Genomic DNA, 23,832 nt, shown 5'->3' with positions numbered 1-23,832 from the left:
GCCCAGCGGACCGGTAGGCGGTCGGTGACCCGGCAGGGCGTGGCGGGCTGGGTGTTCCTCACACCCGCTGTCGTGATCCTCGGCCTGTTCCTCGTGGTCCCGATCGCGATGGCGTTCTGGGTCAGCATCTCCGACTGGCGCGGCATCGGGAACCCGATGACCGGGTCCGCGCAGTTCGTCGGCGCCACCAACTACACCGAGCTGCTCGGCGGGGACGGACTCGCCACGAAGGACTTCGGCCGGGCGATGCGCAACAACGTGTACTACGTCCTCGCCGTGGTCCCGCTACAGACGATCCTCGCGCTGACACTGGCCGTCCTCGTGCACCGGCGGGTGGACGCCGGGCGGGGCTTCTTCAGGAGCGCGTTCTACTTCCCGTCGGTGACGTCGTCGGTGGCCATCACCGTGGTGTTCCTGTTCCTGTTCTCCGCCACCGGCGCGACGAACCGGCTGCTCGCCGTCCTCGGCGTCGAGGGACCGAACTGGTTCGCCGACCCCCGCGGTGTGGTGCACCTGTTCCTCGGTGCGATCGGGGTCCGGGCGCCGTACGAGAGTGGCCCGCTGCTGCTCGGGCTGTCCTGGTGGAACTGGATCTCGGGTCCGAGCGTGGCGATGTGCGTGTTCATCGTCCTCGCCGTGTTCACCACGTCCGGGACGTTCATGCTGCTGTTCCTGGCGGCCCTGCAGCACCTGCCCGGCGAGGTCGAGGAGGCTGCGGTCGTCGACGGCGCCACGCCCTGGCAGCGGCTGCGCCGGATCACCGTGCCGATGCTGCGCCCCACGCTGTTCACAGTGATCACGCTCGGCCTGATCGGGACCTGGCAGATGTTCGATCAGGTGTACACCGGCACCGGTGGCACGCCCGGCAAGACCACCCTGACCCCGGCGTACCTGTCCTACCAGGTCTCGTTCGAGCAGCAGGAGTGGGGTCGTGGCGCCGCCATCGCGTTCCTGCTGTTCGCGATCATCGTGGCGTGCACCCTCGTGGGCCGCCGGCTGCTGGGCGAGCGGGAGGACCCGCGATGACCGGAGCCGTCGCCACGGCCCGCCGGTCCGCCGTGCGCCGCGACCGCGGTCCCGCCTGGCTGCGCCGGTCCCGGTCCGGCACCGCGGTGGCGCTGACCGTGCTCGTGATCCTCGCGGTCGCCTATCTGTACCCGTTCGCGATCAGCCTGGCGACGTCGCTGAAGTCCGATGCCGAGGCCGCCACGGACCCGCTGTCCCTGATCCCGGCCACCCCGTCCACGGCCGCGTACACCGAACTCCTGCGCAACTCCGACTTCCCGCTCTGGGTCCGTAACTCGGTGATCGTCACCCTCGCCGTGACGACCGGCCGGGTGCTGTTCGACTCGATGGCCGGCTACGCGCTCGCCCGCCTGCGGTTCCCGGGCCGCAGCCTCGTGTTCGCAGCCCTCGTCGCGATCATGGCCGTACCGGGCGTGGTGCTGCTGATCCCACGCTTCCTGGTCATCAACTCCCTCGGCATCTACAACAGTTTCGCGGCCCTGATCCTGCCGCTGCTGGCGGACGCGGCCGGTATCTTCATCATGCGGAACTTCTTCATGTCCGTGCCCCTCGGGGTCGAGGAGGCCGCCCGGATCGACGGCGCCGGCCCGTTCCGGGTGTTCTGGTCCGTGGTGCTCCCGATGGCCCGTCCGGCCCTGATCACGATCGTCGTGCTGAGCTTCCAGGGCTCCTGGAACGAGCTGTCGCACTTCATCGTGGCCTCGGACCGGCCCGAGCTGCAGACGCTCACGAAGGGCGTCGCCCAGCTGACCGCCGGGGCCCTCAGTCAGGGCACCCAGTACCCGCTGAAGCTGGCCGCCGCGGTCATCATGTCGATCCCGGTGGCGGTGCTGTTCATCGTGTTCCAGCGCCGCATCACGTCCACCCAGGACGGCGCCATCAAGGGCTAACCCCAGCGGGACGCCAACGCCTCACGGACCTTGCGCCGCTCCACCTTGCCGAGCATCGAGCGCGGCACCTCGTCCACGGCCACGATCCGCTTCGGCACCTTGTACGGGGTCAGGTGCTCGCGGCAGTAGGCGCGCAGCGCCTGCTCGTCGAGGTGGGCCCCCTCGGCAAGGACCACGGCGGCGACGACCTGCTCTCCGCCGTCGGCCCGCATGTGGCCCACCACCGCGGCCTCGGCGACGTCGGGGTGGGCCACCAACACCTCCTCGACCTCGGACGGGGACACGTTGAAGCCGCCGGTGATGATGATCTCCTTGCGGCGGTCCACCACCGTGGTGAAGTGGTCGGCGTCCACGGTCACGATGTCCCCGGTGCGCAGCCACCCGCCGTCGAGCAGGGTCTGCGAGGTGGCCTCGGGGTCCCCGAAGTACCCGGAGAACACCTGCGGCCCGCGGATGAGCAGCTCGCCGGGCTCGCCCTGCGGCACGTCCACGTCGGGCTGCTCAGGGTCCACCACGCGCATGTCGGTGCTCGGGAACGGCACCCCGATCGTGCCGTTGCGCCGGGTCGGTGCGAACGGGTTCCCGAGCGCCACGGGTGAGGCCTCGGTGAGTCCGTACCCCTCCACGAGCAGCCCTCCGGCCACCGACTCCCAGAGCTCGACGACCTGTCCGGGGAGCACCATGGCACCCGAGATCGCGAACCGGATCGTGGACAGGTCCACGCCGCGCGCCTTGCCCTCCTCCGCGACCTTCTGGTAGATCGGCGGCACCGCGCACAGCACCGTCGGCGGCGACTTCCGCACCGCACCGAGGAGCAGGTCCACGTCGAACTTCGGGAACAGCACCAGCTTGGAGCCGGTGAGCACCGAGAACGTCAGGTAGAGGGTGAGACCGAACGCGTGGAACATCGGCAGCACGCCGTAGATGGTCTCCGCGCCGGGCACCGCTCCGTGCATCCACGCCTGCCCCTGCAGCGCGTTCGAACGCAGGTTGTAGTGGCTGAGCATGGCGCCCTTCGGGCGTCCCGTGGTGCCGCTCGTGTACTGCAGCACGGCCAGGTCGCGCACGTCCGGGAACGGATGGTCGACGGCGAGGGCCGGGCCCGCGAGCAGGTCGCCCCAGGTGCCGGTCGCCCCGGTCGCGGGGCCGCTCAGCGCGGCCCGGCCGGCCCTGGCCGCCGGGACCGGCAGCGAGAGGGCGATGCGCTTGAGGCGCGGCATCGCAGCGATCAGGCTGACCGAGAGCAGGTGCCGCAAGCCGGTGGCTGCCGCGAACGACGCGACCCGGGGCACCACCGAGTCCCAGGCGATCACCACCTCGGCGCGGTGGTCGTCGAACTGGTGCTGCAACTCCTCGGCGGTGTAGAGCGGGTTGTGGCTCACCACCACCGCGCCCAGGCGCAGCGCCGCGTAGAACGCGACCAGGTACTGCGGGCAGTTCGGGAGCACCAGCGCCACCCGGTCCCCTGGCCCGACGCCGAGCCGGCGCAGTCCCTCCGCCGCCCGCGCCACCTGGTCCCCCAGCTCGGCGTAGGTGGTGCGGGCACCGAAGAACTCCATCGCCACCTCGGTCGAGAAGCGCTGCACCGAGTCCTCGAGCATCCGCGGCAGCGGTTCGGTGGGGAGGTCGATCGTGGCCGGGACCCCCTCCTGATAGTTCGTGACCCAGGGCGGGATCGGATCGCTCATGTCCCGACCCTAGTCCGCCCCGGACGCAGCCGCCCGGATAGGCTGGCGGTCATGCGCTTCCTGCCCGGCCACACGATCACCCACGACCTGACCTACGGCGACGTGTTCCTCGCGCCGTCCTACTCCGACGTCGCCTCCCGGTTCGACGTGGACCTGGCCAGCTCCGACGGCACCGGCACCACGATCCCCGTGGTGGTGGCGAACATGACCGCGATCAGCGGCCGCCGGATGGCCGAGACCGTCGCGCGCCGCGGCGGCCTGGCGATCCTGCCCCAGGACGTGCCCTTGGACGAGGTCAGTCGCACGATCGCCTCCGTGAAGGCCCGGCACACGGTCCTCGAGACGCCGGTGACGGTAGGCCGCACGGACACGGTGCACACGATCCTGACGCTCATCGACAAGCGCTCCCACGGCGCCGCCGTGGTCGTCTCCGACGGCCGGCCGATCGGCGTGGTCACCCGCCGCGACTGCCAGGGCGTCGACCAGTTCACCCAGGCGCACGAGGTGATGACGCCGGACCCGACGGTGCTGGACCTGCGCGTCCTCGAGGGCCCGGACGCCCTGCGGACCGCGTTCGAGGCCCAGTTCGCCGCCCGGCGCCGGTTCTCCCCCGTGGTGGACGCCGACGGCCGGCTGGTCGGTGTGCTGACCCGCACCGGGGCGCTGCGCTCGTCGATCTACACGCCGGCCGTCGACGCCGCGGGCCGGATGCGCGTCGGCGCCGCGATCGGGGTGAACGGGGACGTCGCCGCGCACGCCACGGGGCTGCTCGAGGCCGGTGCGGACGTGCTCGTGGTGGACACCGCACACGGGCACCAGGCGAAGATGATCGAGGCGCTGCGCGCCGTTCGTTCGCTCGACCCGCAGGTTCCGGTCGTGGCCGGCAACGTCGTCACGCCCGACGGCGTCAGCGACCTCGTCGAGGCCGGTGCGGACATCATCAAGGTCGGGGTCGGCCCGGGCGCGATGTGCACCACCCGGATGATGACGGCCGTGGGTCGCCCGCAGTTCTCGGCGGTGCTCGAGTGCGCGGCGCGGGCGAAGGAGCTGGGCGCCCACGTCTGGGCCGACGGCGGGGTCCGCTACCCCCGGGACGTCGCCCTCGCGCTCGCCGCCGGGGCATCGCAGGTGATGATCGGGTCCTGGTTCGCCGGCACCCACGAGTCCACCGGCGACCTGCACACCGACGCCGACGGTCGCACCTACAAGGAGAGCTTCGGGATGGCCTCGGCGCGCGCCGTCGCCGCCCGGACGTCCACCACGTCGACCCCGTTCGAGCGGGCCCGCAAGGCGCTCTACGAGGAGGGCATCTCGTCCTCGCGGATGTACCTGGACCCGGACCGTCCCGGCGTGGAGGACCTGCTCGACCACATCACCTCCGGTCTGCGCAGCTCCTGCACGTACGCGGGCGCACGCTCGCTGGCGGAGTTCGCGGACAAGGCGCTGGTGGGACTGCAGTCGACCGTCGGCTACGACGAGGGTCGCCCGCTGCCGGCGGGCTGGTGAGTCACCACCTGCGGGAGCCGGTGTCACCGCCGAGCGTCACTCCCCCTCGCCCGGGTCCACCACCTGGCCCATGAACACCGGCACGGCGGTGGGCAGGTGCACGATCCGGTAGGCGAACGGCCGGTCCGCACGGAACACGACCGCGTCCGGCGTGACCTCGGCGCTCGCCTCGCCGACGGCGACCGAGGTGACGGCCGCAGCCACCGTGCCCGCGGAATCCACGGTGATCGTTGCCTCATGTGCGGCCGCGGAGACATACAGCCCCGGCGCGATGCCGCTCAGGTCGGGGGCCACGCCGAGGGTCTCGGACAGGCCTGCCTCGCGCAACATCGATCGCAGGTCGAGGCTGGTGGTGTGCTCCCAGGTGGGCAGCGTGAGTTCCACCGGCACCGGCGCGCCCGCCGCGGCATCCAGGCCGGCCGCGACCGCGGGCCATCCGGCCGGTGCCCAGCGACCCTCGGGAGCGAGCACCACATCCATCGCGAAGTCCGCGGTGTACGGGATCCGTACGGCCGCGGCACCGTCCGCACCGACGAAGTACGCCAGGTCCCGGGTCTCCTCGAGGAACCGCGCCGTGGCCATCGTGCCGTCGGGCCGGTGGAACTGCCCAAGCGACGTCCCGTCGCCGAACGGCTCCTGCCAGGCAGCGGCCAGGTAGACCGTGTTGAGCAGGGCGAGCCTGGTGCTCCGGTCGAACGGCACCGGCGCCGCCTCGATCTGCCCTCCGGTGTGTTCGGCCACCCAGTCGTCGACGACCGCGCGCCCGCCGGCGCGGCCGGTCGCGGTGAAGTCCACCTGGACGGCGTTCGCGCCGTAGTGGGTGGCGAGGGCGTCCAGGAACGGCTGCTGCACGGCGAACCCCTCCTGCAGGAAGACCTGGTCGGCCACGCGCAGCACCGGCACGTCCGGGACCTCGCCGGCGGGTACCTCGCCCGGGTCGCCGTCGTGGAGCTCGAGCTGACGCAGCAGTGCGTTCATCGCCTCCCCGCGCTGCTCGGCCGGGAAGCCCAGCACGGCGTCCAGCTCGGCCGCGGTGGTTGTGGCGGCGCCCTCCCGCAGCATCCCGAAGGCCACCAGGACCGAGATCGGGGACACGACCAGGTTCTCGTCCGGGGCCGCGTCCATGAGCCGGGCGCCGAGCCCCGAGGCCGCAGCGACGGTGGCGGCGGCCGCGACCGGCACGTCGGTCACGGCCACGGCCGCCCGTGGTGCCCTCGACTCCAGGACGTCCAGGCCCGGCGTGGTCCCGTTCGGGCTGGTGCAGCCGGCCAGGACCAACAGCATGATGCCCAGCCCCGCCACGCTCGCCCGCGCCCCCATCGACCCTCGCCCACCCGTCCTCATCGACCCGCGTCCCATGGCCGTGCAGCCTACCGGGGGTGCGCCTTGCCTCGATGGTGAAAGATGGGCCCATGACCGAGACCGACACCCGCACTCGTGCGCCGTTCGGCGCATGGCCCTCCCCCCTCGGAGTCACCGAGCTCACCTCGGGGACGGTCCGGCTCGCCGAGGTCGCCCTCGACGGCGACGCGACCTACTGGATCGAGGGACGGCCGAGCGAGGGCGGGCGGCAGGCGCTCGTACGGCATGAGGCCGACGGCGCCGTCACCGACGTCGTCGATGCGACGTTCGACGTGCGCACCCGTGCCCACGAGTACGGCGGGGCGTCCTACGCGGTGACACCCACCGGTGTGGTGCTGTCCCGCCGCGAGGACGACCTGCTGTACCGGGTCGACCGCGACGCCGGCGGTTCGTTCTCCCGCCCGGTCCCGCTGGTGCCTGCGGACGGGCGCCGGTACGCCGACCTCGAGGTCGACGCGGAGCGCGGGGTGGTCTACGCCGTCGCCGAGGACCACGGCACCCCCGGCGGTCAGCGGACCGACCCGCGGACCACCCTCGTCTCCTTGCCGCTCGACGGCAGCGCCGTCGGCGACCCGGCCGCAATCGCGGTGCTGGTGGACGGCCCCGACTTCGTCACCTCGCCGCGGCTGTCCGCGGACGGCGCGCTGCTGGCCTGGATCTCCTGGGACCACCCGAACATGCCGTGGGACTCGACCACGCTGCACGTGGCCTCCGTGGCCGACGGCGGCGGCCGGCTCCTGCACGAGCGCTCGCTCGCCGGTGGTCCCGGCGTGAGCGCGGCGGAGCCGCAGTGGACCCCGACCGGAGACCTGATCCACGTCGACGACCGCACCGGCTGGTGGAACCTGTACCGCACCGAGTTCGTCGAGGGTGAGGCCCGGACCCGGCACCTGCACCCGGCCGAGGCGGACTTCTCGCTGCCGCAGTGGGGCTTCGGGCCGCGCACCCACGACGTCCTCGACGAGGCGCACCTGGTGGTCTCCTGGTCCAGCGGCGGGCACCGGTTCCTCGGCGCGATGCTGACCGCGAACGGTCAGCTGGAGCGCTGGGACGGCGACTGGGAACCGTGGGGCCCGGTGCGAGCGCACGGGGACCGGGTGGTCTTCATCGGCGAGTCCGCGACGCAGCCGGGCGCGATCGTCGAGCTCGACCTCGCGGGCGGGCAGGTCAACGTGCTGAGGTCCTCCTCGCAGCTGCACCTGGACCCGGCCGACGTGTCCCGGCCGGAGGCCGTCCGATGGCGCTCCGAGGCAGGCATCGCCCACGGCTTCTTCTACCCGCCGACGTCCAGCAGCGCAGCCGGGCCGGCCGGGCAGCTGCCGCCGTTGCTGGTGTTCAGCCACGGCGGGCCCACCGGGGCCACCTCCCCCGGGTTCCGGCCGAGCGTGCAGTTCTGGACCACCCGCGGCTTCGCCGTCCTGGACGTGAACTACAGCGGCAGCACCGGGTACGGGCGCGCCTACCGGGACCGCCTACGCGGAGCCTGGGGCCTCGCGGACGTGCGGGACTGCGCCGCCGGCGCCCGTTGGCTCGCGGACACGGGGCGGGTCGACGGCGCCCGCCTGGCGATCCGGGGTGGCAGCGCCGGTGGCTTCACGACCCTGGCGGCCCTGACGTTCACCGACACGTTCACGGCCGGTGCGAGCCTGTACGGAATCGGCGACCTCGAGGCGCTGGCTCGGGACACGCACAAGTTCGAGAGCCGCTACCTCGACTCGCTGATCGGGCCCTACCCGCAGAAGCGGGACCGGTACCTGGCCCGCTCCCCGATCCACCACACGGACCGGCTCAGCGCCCCGATGATCCTGCTCCAGGGCACCGACGACCGGGTGGTCCCCCCGAACCAGGCCGAGTCGATGGCCAAGGCCGTGGCGGACAAGGGGCTGCACGTGGAACTGGTCATGTTCGACGGCGAGGGCCACGGCTTCCGCGGCGCCGAGAATATCCAGGCCGCCGCCACCGCGGAGCTGGCCTTCTACGGCCAGGCCTTCGGCTTCACCCCCGCCTGAGCCGGCGCGAACCACCCAGCCGCCCGCGACCCGGTCGCCCAGCCCCCAGCCCTGACACCCTCGCTCGGCTTCCCTGACCCGAATTGTGGGTCGGTCGGCCCGGAACCCGCACTTCGCGTCAGGCGAACTGACAACCGGGCGGGTCGACCGGGCCGGTCCCGATGGCTGGCTCCGGGCAGCAAGGGGCCCCGGCACGCGGCCTTGGATTCAAGGGCGCGTGCTGGGGCTTCCTGTCGTGTCAGGCAGCGACGAGCGAGCGCAGCACGTACTGCAGGATGCCGCCGTTGCGGTAGTAGTCCGCCTCACCAGGGGTGTCGATGCGCACGACGGCGTCGAACTCGACGGCGGTGCCGTCGGCCTTCGCTGCGGTGACGTGCACCGTCGACGGCGTGCTGCCCTCGTTCAGGGCGGTCACGCCGGCGATGTCGTACGTCTCGGTGCCGTCCAGGCCGAGGGAGTCCGCGTTCTCACCCTCGGGGAACTGCAGCGGCAGCACCCCCATGCCGATCAGGTTCGAGCGGTGGATCCGCTCGAAGCTCTCGGTGATGACGGCCTTGACGCCGAGCAGCACGGTGCCCTTGGCGGCCCAGTCGCGGGACGAGCCGGAGCCGTACTCCTTGCCACCGAGGATGACCAGCGGCACACCGGCCGCGGCGTAGTCCTGGGCCGCGTCGTAGATCGTGGTCTGCTCGCCGGTGAGGAGGTTCTTGGTGAACCCTCCCTCGACGTCGTCCAGCAGCTGGTTGCGCAGCCGGATATTGGCGAACGTGCCCCGGATCATGACCTCGTGGTTACCGCGGCGGGAGCCGTAGGAGTTGAAGTCGCGGCGGGCCACGCCGTGCTCGGCGAGGTACGTGCCGGCCGGGGAGTCCGGCTTGATGGAGCCGGCCGGGGAGATGTGGTCGGTGGTGACCGAGTCCCCCAGCTTGGCCAGGACGCGGGCACCGGTGATGTCGGAGACTGGCTCCGGCTGGGCGCCCATGCCGTCGAAGTACGGGGGCTTGCGAACGTAGGTGGAGTCCGCATCCCACTCGAACGTGTCCCCTTCGGGGGTCTGCAGGGCGCGCCACTGCTCGTCCCCGGTGAACACGTCCGCGTAGTCGGAGGTGAACATGTCCCGGTTGATCGAGGAGTCGATGGTCTCCTGGACCTCGACAGCGGAGGGCCAGATGTCCCGCAGGAACACCGGCGACCCGTCCTCGTCACGGCCGAGCGGCTCGTGCTCGAAGTCGAACTCCATCGTCCCGGCCAGCGCGTAGGCGATCACGAGCGGCGGGGACGCGAGGTAGTTCATCTTCACGTCGGGGTTGATCCGGCCCTCGAAGTTCCGGTTCCCGGAGAGCACCGAGACCACGGACAGATCGTGCTCGTTGACCGCGGCGGAGACCTCGTCGGCGAGCGGGCCGGAGTTCCCGATGCACGTGGTGCAGCCGTAGCCGACCAGGTGGTAGCCGAGCTTCTCGAGGTAGGGCCACAGGCCCGCCTTCTCGTAGTAGTTCGTGACGACCTGCGAGCCGGGCGCCATCGAGGTCTTCACCCACGGCTTCACGGTCAGGCCCCGCTCCACGGCCTTCTTCGCGAGCAGGCCGGCGGCGAGCATCACCGACGGGTTCGAGGTGTTCGTGCAGGACGTGATCGACGCGATGGCGACGGCGCCGTGGAACAGGTCGTAGGACTTGCCCTCGGGCGTGGTCACCTGGACGGTGCGCCGGGTCTGCTGGGAGACCGCCGGCGAGTCGGACGCCGGGAAGGACTCCTTCTCGGCCTCGTCCACGCCGTTCACGACGTCGGCTGCGTAGTTCGGCAGGTCCCGCTGGAACGCGCTCTTGGCGTGCGTGAGCTCGATGCGGTCCTGCGGGCGCTTCGGCCCGGCGATGGAGGGCACCACGGTGCTCAGGTCCAGGCTCAGGTACTCGGAGAACTTGGGCTCGGAGTACCCCTGCGCCGTGGGGTCGAGCCACATGCCCTGCTCCTTGGCGTACGCCTCGACGAGCGCGACCTGGGCGTCCGAGCGGCCGGTCAGACGCAGGTACTCGAGGGTGACCTCGTCGATCGGGAAGATGGCCGCCGTGGAGCCGAACTCGGGGCTCATGTTGCCGATGGTGGCGCGGTTCGCGAGCGGCACCTGGGCCACGCCGGCGCCGTAGAACTCGACGAACTTGCCGACCACCCCGTGCTGGCGGAGCATCTCGGTGATCGTGAGCACCACATCGGTGGCGGTCACGCCGGACGGGATCTGGCCGTTCAGCTCGAAGCCGACCACGCGCGGGATGAGCATGGAGACGGGCTGGCCGAGCATCGCGGCCTCGGCCTCGATGCCGCCGACGCCCCAGCCGAGCACCCCGAGGCCGTTGACCATGGTGGTGTGCGAGTCGGTGCCGACGCAGGTGTCCGGGTAGGCCCGCAGGACCTTCTCGCCGTTCACCTCGACCTCGCGGGTCATCACCACGCGGGCCAGGTACTCGATGTTCACCTGGTGCACGATGCCGGTGCCCGGGGGCACCACCTTGAAGTCGTCGAACGCGGTCTGGCCCCAGCGCAGGAACTGGTAGCGCTCGTGGTTGCGCTGGTACTCGATGTCCACGTTCCGCTGGAACGCGTCCGGACGACCGGCGACGTCGATCTGGACGGAGTGGTCGATGACCAGCTCCGCCGGGGACAACGGGTTGATGCTGGCCGGGTCGCCGCCGAGGTCGGCGACGGCCTCACGCATGGTGGCCAGGTCGACGACGCAGGGCACGCCGGTGAAGTCCTGCATGACCACGCGTGCGGGCGTGAACTGGATCTCGGTGTCCGGCTGGGCGTCCGGGTCCCAGGCCGCAAGGGCACGCACGTGGTCGGCGGTGATGTTCGCGCCGTCCTCGGTCCGGAGCAGGTTCTCGGCGAGCACCTTCAGGCTGTACGGCAGCCGCTCGAGACCCTCGACGGCGCTCAGCCGGTAGATCTCGTATCCGGTCCCACCGACGTCCAGGGTCCCCTTGGCGGAAAACGTGTTGACGCTACTCACAACCACTCCTCGGCGCTCTCTCGCGGGTCGCGTCCGCATCCTTGCATTTAATGCTACGACCGCATCAGGTAATTTATCTCGATGTCGAGATATCTTATCGCACTTCCGTGCGCGGGTGTACCTCGGCGGCGCCCGGGTGCGCCTGCCGACGGCGGTACACGACCTCGATGACGACGCACCCGACCGCTGCCGTGACCGCCACCAGCACGGCGGTGAACGGCTCCGGCACCTCGAGCGCGAAGAAGTTGCGCACGAACGGCACGACGATGGCCAGCACGGCGCCGGCGGCCATGGCGGCGAAGAGCGCCACCCGCCACCAGTTCCACGGCCGGGCGAGTGCACCGAGCAGCCACAGGCCCATGATGACGAGGGTCAGGGTGGCACCGGTGTTCGCCTGCAGCCCGGCGTCGCGGGCATTCAGGGTGCCGTAGACCACCAGTACCGCGATGGCCGAGGCGACCCCGCACGGGATCGCCAGGGTCAGCACCCGGTGCAGGAACCCGGGCACGTACCGCTGCCGGCTGGGTGCCAGGGCCAGGAAGAAGGCCGGCGTGCCGATCGTCAGCGCGCCGACGAGGGTCAGGTGCCGGGGCAGGAACGGGTACGGCCACGCCGTGATCGCCACCACGATGGCGAGCAGCACGGCGTAGGTGGTCTTGTTCAGGAACAGCGAGGCGACCCGCTCCATGTTCGCGATGACCCGGCGGCCCTCGTCGACCACCCCGGGCAGCGTCGAGAAGCGCCCGTCCAGGAGCACCAGGCGGGCCACCGCCTTGGTGGCAGCCGCTCCCGAGCCCATCGCGATGCCGAGGTCGGCGTCCTTGAGGGCCAGGGCGTCGTTGACACCGTCGCCGGTCATCGCGACCGTGTGCCCCCGGGACTGCAGCGCGTGCACGAATGCTCGCTTCTGCTCCGGCGTGACCCGGCCGAACACCTGCTCGGTGGTGACCACGTCGGCCAGCGCCTCGGCATCGTCGGGCAGGGTGCGGGCATCCACCCCGGTGACCGGCCGGCCAACGTCGCCGCCACCCAGGCCGACGGCCCCGGCGATCGCCGCGACCGTGGCCGGGTTATCCCCCGAGATCACCTTCACCGTGACGCCCTGCGCCGCGAAGTACGCGAGGGTCTGCGCGGCGTCCGGGCGCACGTGCTCGCGCAGCACCACCAGGTGGGCCGGGCGCAATCCGCGCGGCGGGCCGGGCTCCGGCTCGCTCTCGGTGAGCGCGTCCGCCGGTGCCGCGGCGAGGAGCAGCACCCGGGCACCGGTGTCGGCGAGGTCGCGCACCCGCTGCAGGACGCCGTCGCCCGCTTCGAGCAGCACCTCGGGCGCGCCGCACACCCAGGTGCCGGCCTCGGTGCGGTGCGCGCTCCACTTGCGGGCCGAGGAGAACGGGACCAGCACCTGCGCCGCGGGCACGGGCACGTCCGTCACGCCGGCGGCGATCGCGGCCGCGGAGGCGTTGGCATCCGGGTCCGCGGCGAGCGCGGCCAGCGCCCCCCGGGCACCCGGCACCGGGCTGAGCTCGATCAGCTCGGCCAGGGCGAGGGTGCCGTCGGTCAGGGTCCCGGTCTTGTCCAGGCAGAGCACGTCCACCCGGGCCAGTACCTCGACAGCGGGCAGTTCCTGCACGAGCACCTTCCGCCGGGCCAGCACGATCGCGGCCAGGGCGAAGTTGATCGAGGTGAGCAGCACCAGACCCTCGGGCACCATCCCGACCACACCGGCGACGGCGGAGACCACCGCGTTGCGCCAGGTGCCGTCCGCCAGGGCGAGGTCGAGGCCGCCGTGGTGCCGGATCTGGCTCCAGACGAGCAGGATCGCGATCGGCACGATCGCCCAGGACACGTACACGAGGATCCGGTTGATGCCGGACCGCAGTTCGGAGTTCACCAGGGAGAACCGCCGGACCTGCGCCGTCAGCTGGTTCGCATAGCCGGCGGTGCCGACCCGGGTGGCCCTGATCACCGCGGAGCCGGCGACGACGGCGGAGCCGGAGAGCACCTCGTCCCCGGGGCGCTTGCTCACCGGCTCGCTCTCGCCGGTGAGCATCGACTCGTCGATCTCGGCGCCGCGGCTGGTCAGGACCTCCCCGTCGGCGGGCACCTGGTCGCCGAGGCGGAGCAGGAGGATGTCGTCGGTGACGATCTCATGGAGGTCGACGACCTGTTCGGCACCGTCACGCAGGACGGTGGCGTTCGGGGCGTCGAGGATCGCGAGCTTGTCCAGGGTGCGCTTTGCCCGGTACTCGGTGAGCCCGCCGATGAGGGCGTTGGACAGGAGCACGAACCCGAAGACGGCGTCCTGCCAGCTCCCGACCAGCAGCACCACCACCAGGGCGGTGCCGAGGATGGCGTTGAACAGGGTGAACAGGTTGCCGCGGATGATGGCGGCCAGGCTGCGCGAGGACGATTCCGGGGCGACGTTCACCTCGCCGCGGGCGACCCGGGCCGCGACATCCGCGGCGGTCAGGCCGAGCCCCACCTCGGTGGTGCTCATCCGCGCTTCGTGGGAGCCAGGACCGCCACGCACTCCACGTGGTGGGTGTGCGGGAACAGGTCGAACGCGCGCAGGGACACCAGCTCGTGCCCGCGCTCGCGCGCGTGGGCGACGTCCCTGGCCAGGGCCGCGGGATCGCAGGCCACGTAGACGATCCGGTCCGGGCCGGCCGCGAGCACGGCGTCCATCACGGCCGCACCGGCACCCGCGCGCGGCGGGTCCAGGACGACGACGTCGGCGTGCGGGGCGGGGCCCCGCCCGGCGCCGGCGCCCGGCGCTGCGCCGGCGGCGCCATTGCGGCCGTTGCGCTCCGCCAGCACTGCCGCCACGTCGCCGCCGTGGAGCACCGCCTGATCGAGGCCGTGGACGTTGCGACGCGCGTCGGCGAGGGCGCGGGTATCGCCCTCGACGGAGTCGACGCGACCCTCGGGACCGACCTCGTCGGCGAGCGGCACGGTGAACAGGCCCGCACCGGAGTAGAGGTCCCACACGGCTGCGCCGGGGCCGACGGCGGCAGCCTCCAGCACCGCGGTGACCAGGGTCCGTGGCGCCTCGACGTGCACCTGCCAGAAGCCGCCTCCGGCCACCCGGTAGGCGAACTCGCGCCCGTCGGCCAGGCGAACCCGCTCGCGCACGTTGCGCCGCCCACCCCGGAGCGGCTCGCCGTCGACGAGGAGCAGCACCTCACCGTCGGACGGGGCGACCGCCTCGACGGTGGCCCCGGGCCGCCAGGTGCGCCCGAACAGGTCCGCGGCCGCGATCGGCTCGGCGGCGAGCGGCATGTCCGTCAGCGCGAGCACCTCATGCGAACGGTACCGGTGCATACCGGCCCGGCCCTCGCCGTCGGCCACGAGTTCGATCCGGCTCCGGGTGCGCAGACCGCCACGCTCGACGTCACCGGGAGCCCGCTCGACGCTCAGGCCGGCGAGCGCCGGGTGGTCGTCGCCGAGCCGGCCGATCCGGCGGAGAGCATCGGTGATCACGTCCCGCTTCCAAGCCAGTTGTCCCGGCAGGCTCACGTGCGCGAGTTCGCCCCCGCCCACTCCGCCGGGCCCCGCGGCCGGCCAGACCGAGTCCACCCGGTCCGGAGAGGCAGTGAGCACCTCGATCGCGTCGGCCCGCCAGTAGCCCTTGCGGCGGGCCTCGGTCAGAACCGCGCGGACCCGCTCGCCGGGCAGCGCATGCCGGACGAAGACCACCCGGCCCTCGTGGCGGGCCAGGCAGTGCCCGCCGTGCACGGGGGCGCCGACATCGAGGGTGAGCACGTCGCCGACCGCCGCCGGTCCGGATGCCACGGGTCCGGTGAACGCGTCACTCGCCACGTCGCACCATCCCCGGCGCGGGCAGGTCGCCGAGCCGTTCGCCCGGGTCGTCGGGGTTCACCAGGCTCCGCGCGGAGGACGCGAGCTGCCAGGGAACCGACGCCATCACCACGCCGGGAGTGTAGAGCAGACGCGACTTCAGCCGCAGCGCACTCTGGTTGTGCAGCACCCGCTCCCACCAGTGACCCACGACGTACTCTGGCACGTACACCACCACCAGGTCCCGCGGGGACTCCCGCCGGATCGACTTCACGTACTCCAGGACCGGGCGGGTCAGGTCACGGTACGGGGAGTCGAGGACCGTCAACGGCAACGGCACCTCGGCGGCGTCCCAGTCCCGGCGGACCTGCTCGGCGGCGTCCCGGTCCACGGCGACGGTGATGGCCTGCAATGTGGAGGGGCGGGTCGCGCGGGCGTAGGACAGGGCGCGCATGGTCGGCTTGTGCACCTTGGAGACCAGCACGAGGGCATGCACGCGGCTCGGCAGTGCCCGGGCCGCGGCGACGTCCTCGATCTCGAGCTCGTCGGCCACGTGCTGGTAGTGCCTGTGGATGAACACCATGACGGCGAACAGCAGCCCCATCAGTCCGATGGCGATCCACGCACCGTGGGTGAACTTCGTGATCAGGACCACCGCGAGGACGAGCGCGGTCAGCGCGAAGCCGAATGCGTTGATCGCACGCGAGCGCTTCATGGCCCCGCGCTCCCGCGCCGCGACGACGCTGGGCAGTCGCTCGTTCCAGTGCTTGATCATGCCGAGCTGGCCGAGCGTGAAGGCGACGAACACGCCCACGATGTAGAGCTGGATCAGCCGGGTCACCTCGGCGTCGAATACCCAGATCAGCGCGATGGCGGCCAGCGCCAGGATGATGATCCCGTTGGAGAACGCGAGCCGGTCCCCGCGGGTGTACAGCTGGCGCGGCAGGTAGCCGTCCTTGCTGAGGATCGAGGCGAGCGTGGGGAACCCGTTGAACGCGGTGTTCGCGGCGAGCAGGAGGATCAGACCGGTGGAGGCGGTGACGAGGTAGAACATCGGCGGGAAGCCCGCGAACACGGTCTGGGCGATCTGCCCGATCACCGGGTCCTGTTCGTACCCCTCGGGCACCGGCTGCCCGTTCATGGCGAGCTGCAGATGTGGGTCCTGGACGAATCGGACGCCGGTGGCCCGGGCGAGCCCGATCACCGTCATCAGCATGGTCGCGCCGATCAGGCCGAGCAGGAGCAGGGTGGTCGCCGCATTCTTGGACTTCGGCTTGCGGAACGCGGGCACGCCGTTGCTGATCGCCTCGACGCCGGTCAGGGCTGCTGCACCGGAGGAGAACGCACGCAACACCAGGAAGCCGCCGGCGAGGCCCATCAGGCCCTCCTCGTAGCCGGGCTCGGCGAGGACGTCGAACTGGGCGCTCTCGGCGATGCCGAGCGTCCCGGTGGCCCACTGGATGCCGCCGACGAGGGCCATCACGCCCATGCCGGCCATGAACAGGTAGACGGGAAACGCGAAACCGGTGCCCGACTCCCGCACGCCGCGCAGGTTGATCAGCGCGATGAGCGCGACCAGGCCGATCGCGATGATCGCCTCGTGGTCACGGGCAGCCGGGAGCACGGTGGCGAGGTAGTGGGAGCCGGAGGAGACGGACACGGCCACGGTGAGCACGTAGTCGACCTGCAGCGCGCTGGCGACGGTCAGCCCGGCGCGCGGACCGAGGTTCGTGGTGGCCACCTCGTAGTCGCCGCCCCCGGAGGGGTAGGCCCGGACGGTCTGCCGGTAGGAGGCCACGACGGTGAGCATGACGATGACGACGGCGAGCCCGACCCACGGCGAGATCGTGTACGAGGCGAGGCCGGCCAGGGAGAGCGTGAGCAGGATCTCGTCGGGGGCGTAGGCGACCGAGGAGAGCGCGTCGGAGGCGAACACCGGCAGCGCGATGCGCTTCGGCAGCAGCGTGTGGCCCAGCCGCTCGCTTCGGACCGGGCGCCCGACGAGAATGCGTTTCGCGGCGTCGGAGAGATCAGGCACGGTGGCTCACTGTACGCGTAGGTCCCGGCTACCGCGCCCGCATCGTGAGCGTCTCGCGCGAGTCCGTCGCGCGCAGGATCCTGGCGACGACGAACGGAGCCCAGGAGGCGGTCTCGTCCCTGCCCAGCACGGGGTCGACCAGATCCACGGTGCGGCCCCGGGTGACGATCCGCGCGGAACCGGCGGCGCGCACGTTACGTACCCAGTCGGTCCGGGACCCGTAGGTGAGTGCGAACACGTACGAGCCGTTCCGCTGGAACACGTTCACCGGGATGGTGTACTTCGTGCCGGACGTGCGGCCGGTGTGCGTGAGCAGCCCGAACCCGGGCAACCTCGGCGCGACGTGACGCATGACGTGGTTCAGGTACTTCTTGTTGCGCTCCGCGACCGATCGGGACAGCGGACTCATCGGTGTCTCCGTTCTGAGCTCCCGTGCGTCGACTGCTGACGCCGCAACCGTACTCCCGGTGTAGCGTCTGGACTCGTGCACTTCGTCATCATGGGCGCGGGTCGCGTCGGGGTCACCCTCGCCGAGACCCTGGAGTCCAAAGGTCACTCCGTAGCGATCATCGATCAGAACCCGGAGGCGTTCCGGCGACTCTCGGACGACTTCGCGGGCAGCCGGGTGACCGGCATGGGTTTCGACCGCGAGGCCCTGAAGCAGGCCGGCATCGAGGACGCATACGCGTTCGCGGCCGTGTCCAGCGGGGACAACTCCAACATCATCGCCGCCCGGGTGGTCCGCGAGGTGTTCGGGATCGACAACGTGGTGGCCCGCATCTACGACCCGGGCCGGGCCCAGATCTATCAGCGGCTCGGGATCACGACCGTGGCGACCGTCCGGTGGACCGCGGACCAGGTGCTGCGCCGGATGATGCCCACCGGCGCGGCCAGTGAGTACCGCGACGCCTCCGGTGGCGTGAGCCTGTGCGAGATGGATCTGCACGAGGGATGGATCGGCCACACGGTGCGACAGCTGCAGAACCTCGCCAAGACGCGGATCGCGTACATCACCCGGTTCGGTGACGCCTACATCCCGTCCCCGCTCGACGTGCTCCAGGAGAACGACGTGCTGCACGTCATCGTGTACACCGAACACATCAACGAGGTCCAGCGGATCCTGGCCACGGTGCCCAAGCCCGAGGAGGACTGATGCGGGTCGTCATCGCCGGCGCCGGGAGCGTCGGTCGCTCGATCGCCCGGGAGCTCATCGGTCACGACCACGAGGTCCTGCTGATCGACAAGGACCCGATGGCCATGAAGGTCTCCTCCGTCAGCGAGGCCGAGTGGCTGCTCGCGGATGCCTGCGAGATCAGTTCGCTGAGCCAGGCCGACCTCGCCGCCGCCGACGTGGTGGTCGCCGCCACCGGCGACGACAAGGCGAACCTCGTGGTCTCGCTGCTGGCGAAGACCGAGTTCGCGGTGCCGCGTGTCGTGGCCCGGGTGAACAACCCGAAGAACGAGTGGATGTTCGACGAGGCCTGGGGCGTGGACGTGCTCGTCTCCACACCGCGGATCATGACGTCACTGGTGGAGGAGGCGGTGTCGGTCGGCGACCTGGTCCGGATCTTCACGTTCCACCAGTCCGGGGCGAGCATGTATGAGATCACCCTGTCCCCCGCCGCGGCGGTGGTGGGTCAGCAGATCTCCCAGATCGGGTGGCCGAGCGCGGCCGTGCTGGCTGCGATCATCCGCGGCGATCAGCCGATCGCACCCAGCCAGGACGACACCCTGGAGGCCGGCGACGAGCTGCTGCTCATCGTGTCGTCTGCGGAGCAGGCGGATCTGCTTGAGCTGCAGCACCTGCTCGGGGATTCACCAGCAGCCACGTGATCCACAGGACCAGGGCCCACAGCGGCAGTCCCATGACCAGGCGTGCCGTCCCGAGCCAGCCCGCCTCCGCGTTCAGGTACAGGGGCACCTGCACGGCCAGCCGGGCTGCGAACGCACCGACCCAGAGCCAGGACGCGAGCGAGTAACGGCGCAGCAGTGCCCGGTCCGCACGCCACTCGAACCCCTTCCCGAACAGGCTCGAGACGATCACGCCCACCACCGGCCACCTGGCCAGGATGGACACGGTCACACCGACCACGAACGCGGCGTTCACGTACAGTCCCCAGGCGAAGTAGTCCTGCGCCTCGCCGGTGCGCCACGCCCAGATGGCGCCGATCGCCACGCCGAGGAGTCCGCCGACGGCCTGCGTGACCGGCGTCCGGGCGACCAGCCGGGCGATCGTGGCGACGACGGCGACGGCCACCGAGGAGATCAACGCCGGCATGAGTTCCCGGGTGGCCACGAACACCACCACGAACACCAGTCCGGGCGCCGTCGACTCGACGAGGCCGCGCACGCCACCGATGGACGCGGCCAGGCTGAACTCCCCCGCCGCGAGCTGGCCCATGCCACGGCCGCCGGGCACGGCACCGGCCGTGCGGCCCGGGCCGGCCCCGTCGCCCTGCACGATCTGGTCGGAAGCGTCCTGGGCCGGGTCTGCCTCGCGGTTCTCGGTCATAGGGTCGCCTCTGCGGAGTCGGGGGCCAGGAGTCGGTACTCCGGGTTGAACATGGTGGCGTGCGTGCGGCCGAAGTCGGCCGAGGTGATCATGCCCTCCGCGACCAGCCGGCGCCCCGGCTCGATACCGGGGATCTCCCGCCGGCCAAGCCAGACGAGATCGAGGCTGCCGGAACCGTCGTACAGCTCCGCCACCAGGGCCGGGCCGGCGGCGGCCGGCGCGAACGTCACCGCCCGGACCACTCCCGAGACCGTGGCGCGGCTACGTGCATGGCACCGGCCCACCGGCTGGGTGCCCCGGCGGCGTACCTCGAGCCGCTCGTCGTCTGCCTCGAGCTCGGCCTGGGAGGCCGTCAGCCGGTCCCATGAGTTGCGCAGACTCATCGTGTCCTCGACCTCACTGCCGGTTCAACGGGTTTCGGTGATCTCGGGGCCGCGCTTGGGCAGGTCGAGGGTCGGCCGCCCTTCCGCGAGGTCCGGGGTCGACTCGCCCGGACGTCCGGGCAGGTGCAGGGTGAGCAGGTCTCGCGGCGGGCGGGCCTCGGAGCCACGCACCACCACGACGTCCGCGAGCACGTCCTCCAGTGCGGCCGCCGCCTCGGTGTCCACGGTCGCCTTGCCGGACATCACGGCGCGCAGGAACCAGCGGGGACCGTCGACGCCGATGAACCGGGCGGGGCGGCTGCCCGTGCGCCCGTCCGGCAGCCGGGCGGGGAGCCGGGCGAGCAGCTCGCGGCCGAACGGGCCGGTGCGTTCGTCGGATGACCCGCCCTGCTTGACGACCTGCTGGGCGATCTCTTCCCGCAACTCCTCCCAGAGTCCTTCGCTGCGCGGAGCGGCGAACGCCTGCAACTGCAGACTCGAGGAGTCCATCAAGAGGCGCACGGCGACCACGCGGCGGGTCTTGGAGTCCAGCTCCATCTTGACCTGGCTACCCGCCCGCTTCGGTAGCCGGATCGCGCCCAGGTCGATGCGGCCACCCAACTCGGGGACCTCGTCGACGTCCCACGGGCCGCGGCCCTCGGGTTCGACGGGGCTCGGTGCCGAGGCCGCGGAATCCACCGAGTCCGTGGGCTCGATCTGGGCGGCCTTCTTCTTGCGTCCGAACAGTGCCATCAGCGTGCTCCCTCAGCGATCGCGTAGCCCCCGGTCGAACCGAACCCACCATCGCCGCGATCGCTGCCCGGCAGGCGCTCGACCTCGACGAAGGCGGCGGCGGCGACCTGCTGGATCACGAGCTGCGCGATCCGGTCGCCCCGCTCAAGGCGGGCCTCGGCCTCGGTGTCGGTGTTGACGAGGATGACCTTGATCTCGCCGCGGTAGCCGGCGTCCACCGTCCCGGGCGCGTTCAGCGTGGTGATGCCGTGCTTCGCGGCGAGGCCGGAGCGGGGGTGCACGAACGCGGCGTACCCGCGCGGCAGGGCGATCGCGATGCCGGTCGGCACCGTCGCCCGCCCACCGGGTGGCAGGGTCACGGGCTCGGCCGCGCGCAGGTCGAGGCCGGCGTCACCGGGGTGGGCATAGGCGGGCACCGGCAACTCCGGGTCGAGCCGCTGGATCAGGATGTCCACGTCCGTGCCGGGGTCGTCGTTATCAGTCATCACGTCTCGAGCCTACTTCTCCCCGCGACCGCTCGTGGCGGCCGGGGTGGATCGTCGGGGACGGGTGGTCGTTGCCCGGTGCACCCGTGGCCGGTGGCAGACTGGCGTTCGTGCCCGTGTTCTCCGAGACCCTGCTGCCCTCCGTCTGGAAATGGCTGCTCGCCCCAGCCGGTGGCTTCGGCGCCGCCATGATCACGGTTGTCCTGGGCATGCCGGTCGCCGTCGCCGTAGGCGTGGCCGTGACCATCGTGCTGGCGGCCGTGCAGTTACGGACCGCGCCCGTGACCATCGTCACGGCGGACGAGTTGCGGGCCGGCCGGGCGCACATCGCCAGGGAGTTCATCGACGCGGTCGAGATCGTCGAGGGCAGCGGCCTCGACGAGGCGATGGGGCCGGGCCTGGATGCCCGCGCCCACGTCCAGTTCAGTTCATCGGCGCCGGCGGCGGTACGGGTGGTCCTGCGAGACCCGCAGGACCCAACGCCGTACTGGTTGATCTCCACCAGGCGCGCCGCCGAACTGGCGCGTGCCCTGGTGGGTGATGCGGCTCAGGCCGCGCACTCCGAGCAGACCGGCTGACCGTTCTCCTCGTAGGCCAGCTGGCTGCGGTGGTGGACCAGGAAGCAGCGCGAGCAGGTGAACTCGTCTGCCTGGCGGGGCAGGACGCGGACGGAGAGTTCTTCTCCGCTGAGATCGGCGCCGGGGAGTTCGAACCCCTCGGCGGCTTCCGTCTCGTCCTCGTCGACCGCCCCGGAGTTCTTCTCCGCACGCCGGGCCTTCAGCTCCTCCAGGGAGTCCTCGCTGAGGTCCTCTTCGTTCTTGCGCGGTGCGTCGTAGTCGGTCGCCATGGTGGGCAAGCGCTCCGGTTTCTCTTGATGATGGTGGTCGCAGTTACAACGCGTAGGGCTTCGAAATGTTCCCGTAGCGAAGGGATTGTCCACCCGGGACGCCACGTGTGCGCACCGAATGGAGAAATCCCTTGAAACTGAGGCGAGGACGACGCGCAGCCGGCGTGTTGGACCGGGGTCCGCGCAGCCTCACCGGGGCGAACCATACAACGGTCTTGGCCGTTCGGAGCACCACACGCCGACGGGCGGGCGCTCACGGAGCCGCGTTAGGCTGCCACGGTCGCCCCAGTAGCGGCCCGGTCGCGGGAAACACCGCCACACCGGACGTAATGCGGCAGTCCCGACCGGTGGGCTGGCAGGCTCGGGGTGTGCACGGTACGGAGGTGTCATGGTGGAGCTAGAACTGGTTGGGATCCATGCGGATGGTGAGCATCTGATCCTCATCGGACCCGACGGCGAACGGCACCGGCTGCCCATCGACGATGCCCTGCGCGCGGCCGTGCGTCGCGACCGCCCCCAGCTGGAGAAGCTGCGCAGCGATTCGGCGCTCCGGCCGCGGGACATCCAGATCCTGATCCGCGCCGGCGCGAGCGCTGAGGACATCGCCGGCGAGTCCGGCCTCGCGATCGAGCAGATCCGCCGCTACGAGGGCCCGGTCATCGCCGAGCGCGAGCACGTCGCCCGCCGCGCCCGGATGCTCACCATCGGCCGGGAGTCCGGCGCGCCGCAGCTCGGTGACCTGGTCGTGGACCGGCTCGCCGCACGCGGTGTCGACGCGGATTCCATCGACTGGGACGCCCGCCGCCGTGGCAGTGAACCGTGGGAGCTCGTGGCCCGGTTCATCGCGGGCGACCGGGACCGCGAGGCCGTCTGGCAGGTCGATCTCGCCTCGTCGATGGTCACGGCCCTCGACGACGAGAGCCGCTGGCTGTCGGAGACGGACCTGAGCGCACCCGGACCGCGGCGCCACCTCAGTGCCGTGCGCGGTGCCCGGCTCTACGACGTCGAGACCGACGCGGACATCGCGCCCTCGCTCCAGGCCGTCGACGCGGTCATCCGGGACTCGCGGCCGGTGGCCGCCGACCACGACGAACCGGCTGCCCCCGAGGAACCCGATCCGGACAGTCAAGACACGGCGTCCGGCACCGAGGCACTCCTGGACCACCTGACCGCCAGCCGTGGGGTGCGGCAGCCGGTCGAGATGGATGACGACGGTGACGAGGACGAACGCGTTCCCGGGGTGGACGGTGCGGGCCCGGCCGGCGAGCGGCCCGGTGTGGCCGGCGACGGTGTCCACGAGCCGATGCTCTGGGACGATCCTCCAGCGGCGCACCCACCGGCATCTCACCCCGAGGAGGCTCAGGACGCGGGCGTCATCGACCTGCCTCCACACCTGGCCGACCCTGCCGGCGGTCCCGCCGCCGGCGACGACGAGGAGGAGCCGACCGGTCCCGCGGCGGCCGCCAGGAACAAGCGTCCGCGGCGCAACAGGCGTACCAGCGTGCCGTCCTGGGACGAGATCGTCTTCGGCGCCAAGAACGACTGACCG

Annotated in this window: 20 protein-coding genes; 8 read left to right on the top strand and 12 right to left on the bottom strand. The window is 71.5% G+C overall.

Annotated features, from left to right (window positions below; all coding sequences use genetic code 11):
* The first annotated feature begins 24 nt into the window (after positions 1–24).
* Positions 25–1,026, top strand: a complete 1,002-nt coding sequence (locus KCQ71_RS05890) for a carbohydrate ABC transporter permease (protein ID WP_223403807.1) — start codon at positions 25–27, stop codon at positions 1,024–1,026.
* Positions 1,023–1,916 (top strand): carbohydrate ABC transporter permease, encoded by an 894-nt coding sequence (locus tag KCQ71_RS05885; RefSeq protein WP_223403805.1) that lies wholly within the window; start codon positions 1,023–1,025, stop codon positions 1,914–1,916. The genes KCQ71_RS05890 and KCQ71_RS05885 overlap by 4 nt, the downstream gene beginning before the upstream one ends.
* Here KCQ71_RS05885 and KCQ71_RS05880 read toward each other — a convergent pair.
* A complete protein-coding gene (locus tag KCQ71_RS05880; protein WP_223403804.1) occupies positions 1,913–3,604 on the bottom strand; it encodes a long-chain-fatty-acid--CoA ligase in 1,692 nt (563 codons plus the stop codon). The two genes, KCQ71_RS05885 and KCQ71_RS05880, sit on opposite strands and share 4 nt — an antisense overlap.
* A 51-nt stretch (positions 3,605–3,655) precedes the next feature.
* On the opposite strand from KCQ71_RS05880, the gene KCQ71_RS05875 reads away from it, so the two are divergent.
* Positions 3,656–5,110, top strand: a complete 1,455-nt coding sequence (locus KCQ71_RS05875; protein WP_223403802.1) for a GuaB1 family IMP dehydrogenase-related protein — start codon at positions 3,656–3,658, stop codon at positions 5,108–5,110.
* Positions 5,111–5,146: 36 nt separating this feature from the next.
* Here the strand turns inward: KCQ71_RS05875 and KCQ71_RS05870 are convergent, their stop codons facing one another.
* On the bottom strand, positions 5,147–6,469 hold the full coding sequence (locus tag KCQ71_RS05870) for a serpin family protein (protein ID WP_223403800.1): 1,323 nt from the start codon (positions 6,467–6,469) through the stop codon (positions 5,147–5,149).
* A gap of 53 nt (positions 6,470–6,522) precedes the next feature.
* On the opposite strand from KCQ71_RS05870, the gene KCQ71_RS05865 reads away from it, so the two are divergent.
* On the top strand, positions 6,523–8,481 hold the full coding sequence (locus KCQ71_RS05865) for an alpha/beta hydrolase family protein (RefSeq protein WP_223403799.1): 1,959 nt from the start codon (positions 6,523–6,525) through the stop codon (positions 8,479–8,481).
* Positions 8,482–8,719: 238 nt separating this feature from the next.
* On the opposite strand, the gene acnA is transcribed toward KCQ71_RS05865, so the two are convergent.
* The 5 genes from acnA to KCQ71_RS05840 form a co-directional block, all read right to left on the bottom strand.
* The gene (gene acnA / locus KCQ71_RS05860) at positions 8,720–11,488 is read right to left on the bottom strand and encodes an aconitate hydratase AcnA (RefSeq protein WP_308116609.1); all 2,769 of its coding nucleotides are present in this window, start codon (positions 11,486–11,488) and stop codon (positions 8,720–8,722) included.
* 94 nt (positions 11,489–11,582) lie between these two features.
* Complete coding sequence (locus tag KCQ71_RS05855) at positions 11,583–13,985, bottom strand: HAD-IC family P-type ATPase (RefSeq protein ID WP_223403795.1); 2,403 nt, start codon at positions 13,983–13,985, stop codon at positions 11,583–11,585.
* Positions 13,982–15,307, bottom strand: coding sequence for a class I SAM-dependent RNA methyltransferase (locus KCQ71_RS05850; protein ID WP_223403793.1), 1,326 nt, complete (start codon positions 15,305–15,307; stop codon positions 13,982–13,984). The genes KCQ71_RS05855 and KCQ71_RS05850 overlap by 4 nt, the downstream gene beginning before the upstream one ends.
* Entirely contained in the window at positions 15,297–17,324 is a 2,028-nt protein-coding gene (locus KCQ71_RS05845) for an APC family permease (RefSeq protein ID WP_223403791.1), read from the bottom strand. The genes KCQ71_RS05850 and KCQ71_RS05845 overlap by 11 nt, the downstream gene beginning before the upstream one ends.
* Positions 17,325–17,352: 28 nt before the next feature.
* Positions 17,353–17,733 carry a nitroreductase family deazaflavin-dependent oxidoreductase gene (locus tag KCQ71_RS05840; protein WP_223403789.1) on the bottom strand — a complete coding sequence of 127 codons (381 nt, stop codon included), beginning with the start codon at positions 17,731–17,733 and terminating at the stop codon, positions 17,353–17,355.
* A gap of 90 nt (positions 17,734–17,823) precedes the next feature.
* Between KCQ71_RS05840 and KCQ71_RS05835 the strand changes: the two genes are divergently transcribed.
* Positions 17,824–18,477, top strand: coding sequence for a potassium channel family protein (locus tag KCQ71_RS05835; RefSeq protein ID WP_223403962.1), 654 nt, complete (start codon positions 17,824–17,826; stop codon positions 18,475–18,477).
* Positions 18,477–19,157 carry a potassium channel family protein gene (locus tag KCQ71_RS05830; protein ID WP_223403787.1) on the top strand — a complete coding sequence of 227 codons (681 nt, stop codon included), beginning with the start codon at positions 18,477–18,479 and terminating at the stop codon, positions 19,155–19,157. The genes KCQ71_RS05835 and KCQ71_RS05830 overlap by 1 nt, the downstream gene beginning before the upstream one ends.
* Here KCQ71_RS05830 and KCQ71_RS05825 read toward each other — a convergent pair.
* The 4 genes from KCQ71_RS05825 to dut are packed head-to-tail and all read right to left on the bottom strand — an operon-like array spanning position 19,081 to position 21,436.
* The gene (locus KCQ71_RS05825) at positions 19,081–19,836 is read right to left on the bottom strand and encodes a DUF3159 domain-containing protein (protein WP_223403785.1); all 756 of its coding nucleotides are present in this window, start codon (positions 19,834–19,836) and stop codon (positions 19,081–19,083) included. The genes KCQ71_RS05830 and KCQ71_RS05825 overlap by 77 nt on opposite strands.
* Positions 19,833–20,219: an OB-fold nucleic acid binding domain-containing protein gene (locus tag KCQ71_RS05820; RefSeq protein WP_223403783.1), complete on the bottom strand. Its 387-nt coding sequence runs from the start codon at positions 20,217–20,219 to the stop codon at positions 19,833–19,835. The genes KCQ71_RS05825 and KCQ71_RS05820 overlap by 4 nt, the downstream gene beginning before the upstream one ends.
* A gap of 24 nt (positions 20,220–20,243) precedes the next feature.
* Positions 20,244–20,951 (bottom strand): DUF3710 domain-containing protein, encoded by a 708-nt coding sequence (locus tag KCQ71_RS05815; protein WP_223403781.1) that lies wholly within the window; start codon positions 20,949–20,951, stop codon positions 20,244–20,246.
* Positions 20,951–21,436: a dUTP diphosphatase gene (dut, locus tag KCQ71_RS05810; protein ID WP_223403960.1), complete on the bottom strand. Its 486-nt coding sequence runs from the start codon at positions 21,434–21,436 to the stop codon at positions 20,951–20,953. Before dut ends, KCQ71_RS05815 begins: the two co-directional genes overlap by 1 nt.
* 110 nt (positions 21,437–21,546) lie before the next feature.
* Here dut and KCQ71_RS05805 point away from each other — a divergent pair, with 110 nt between their 5' ends.
* Positions 21,547–22,014 (top strand): DUF3093 domain-containing protein, encoded by a 468-nt coding sequence (locus KCQ71_RS05805; protein WP_223403780.1) that lies wholly within the window; start codon positions 21,547–21,549, stop codon positions 22,012–22,014.
* Here KCQ71_RS05805 and KCQ71_RS05800 read toward each other — a convergent pair.
* The gene (locus KCQ71_RS05800; RefSeq protein ID WP_133109845.1) at positions 21,984–22,283 is read right to left on the bottom strand and encodes a DUF4193 domain-containing protein; all 300 of its coding nucleotides are present in this window, start codon (positions 22,281–22,283) and stop codon (positions 21,984–21,986) included. The genes KCQ71_RS05805 and KCQ71_RS05800 overlap by 31 nt on opposite strands.
* 388 nt (positions 22,284–22,671) lie before the next feature.
* Between KCQ71_RS05800 and sepH the strand changes: the two genes are divergently transcribed.
* Positions 22,672–23,829, top strand: coding sequence for a septation protein SepH (gene sepH / locus KCQ71_RS05795; protein WP_223403778.1), 1,158 nt, complete (start codon positions 22,672–22,674; stop codon positions 23,827–23,829).
* Positions 23,830–23,832 lie beyond the last annotated feature (3 nt).

The sequence above is a fragment of the Occultella gossypii genome (genome assembly GCF_019947135.1).
GTDB lineage: Bacteria > Actinomycetota > Actinomycetes > Actinomycetales > Beutenbergiaceae > Occultella > Occultella gossypii.
This window is presented reverse-complemented; position numbering and strand designations above follow the sequence as displayed.

Excerpts from the sequence above, each read along its gene's own strand:
- KCQ71_RS05885 (WP_223403805.1), top strand. The coding sequence starts at position 1,023 with ATGACCGGAGCCGTCGCCACGGCCCGCCGGTCCGCCGTGCGCCGCGAC.
- KCQ71_RS05880 (WP_223403804.1), bottom strand. The coding sequence starts at position 3,604 with ATGAGCGATCCGATCCCGCCCTGGGTCACGAACTATCAGGAGGGGGTC.
- KCQ71_RS05875 (WP_223403802.1), top strand. The coding sequence starts at position 3,656 with ATGCGCTTCCTGCCCGGCCACACGATCACCCACGACCTGACCTACGGC.
- KCQ71_RS05870 (WP_223403800.1), bottom strand. The coding sequence starts at position 6,469 with ATGGGACGCGGGTCGATGAGGACGGGTGGGCGAGGGTCGATGGGGGCG.
- KCQ71_RS05865 (WP_223403799.1), top strand. The coding sequence starts at position 6,523 with ATGACCGAGACCGACACCCGCACTCGTGCGCCGTTCGGCGCATGGCCC.
- KCQ71_RS05855 (WP_223403795.1), bottom strand. The coding sequence starts at position 13,985 with ATGAGCACCACCGAGGTGGGGCTCGGCCTGACCGCCGCGGATGTCGCG.
- KCQ71_RS05840 (WP_223403789.1), bottom strand. The coding sequence starts at position 17,733 with ATGAGTCCGCTGTCCCGATCGGTCGCGGAGCGCAACAAGAAGTACCTG.
- KCQ71_RS05835 (WP_223403962.1), top strand. The coding sequence starts at position 17,824 with ATGGGCGCGGGTCGCGTCGGGGTCACCCTCGCCGAGACCCTGGAGTCC.
- KCQ71_RS05830 (WP_223403787.1), top strand. The coding sequence starts at position 18,477 with ATGCGGGTCGTCATCGCCGGCGCCGGGAGCGTCGGTCGCTCGATCGCC.
- KCQ71_RS05825 (WP_223403785.1), bottom strand. The coding sequence starts at position 19,836 with ATGACCGAGAACCGCGAGGCAGACCCGGCCCAGGACGCTTCCGACCAG.
- KCQ71_RS05820 (WP_223403783.1), bottom strand. The coding sequence starts at position 20,219 with ATGAGTCTGCGCAACTCATGGGACCGGCTGACGGCCTCCCAGGCCGAG.
- KCQ71_RS05815 (WP_223403781.1), bottom strand. The coding sequence starts at position 20,951 with ATGGCACTGTTCGGACGCAAGAAGAAGGCCGCCCAGATCGAGCCCACG.
- dut (WP_223403960.1), bottom strand. The coding sequence starts at position 21,436 with ATGACTGATAACGACGACCCCGGCACGGACGTGGACATCCTGATCCAG.
- KCQ71_RS05800 (WP_133109845.1), bottom strand. The coding sequence starts at position 22,283 with ATGGCGACCGACTACGACGCACCGCGCAAGAACGAAGAGGACCTCAGC.
- sepH (WP_223403778.1), top strand. The coding sequence starts at position 22,672 with ATGGTGGAGCTAGAACTGGTTGGGATCCATGCGGATGGTGAGCATCTG.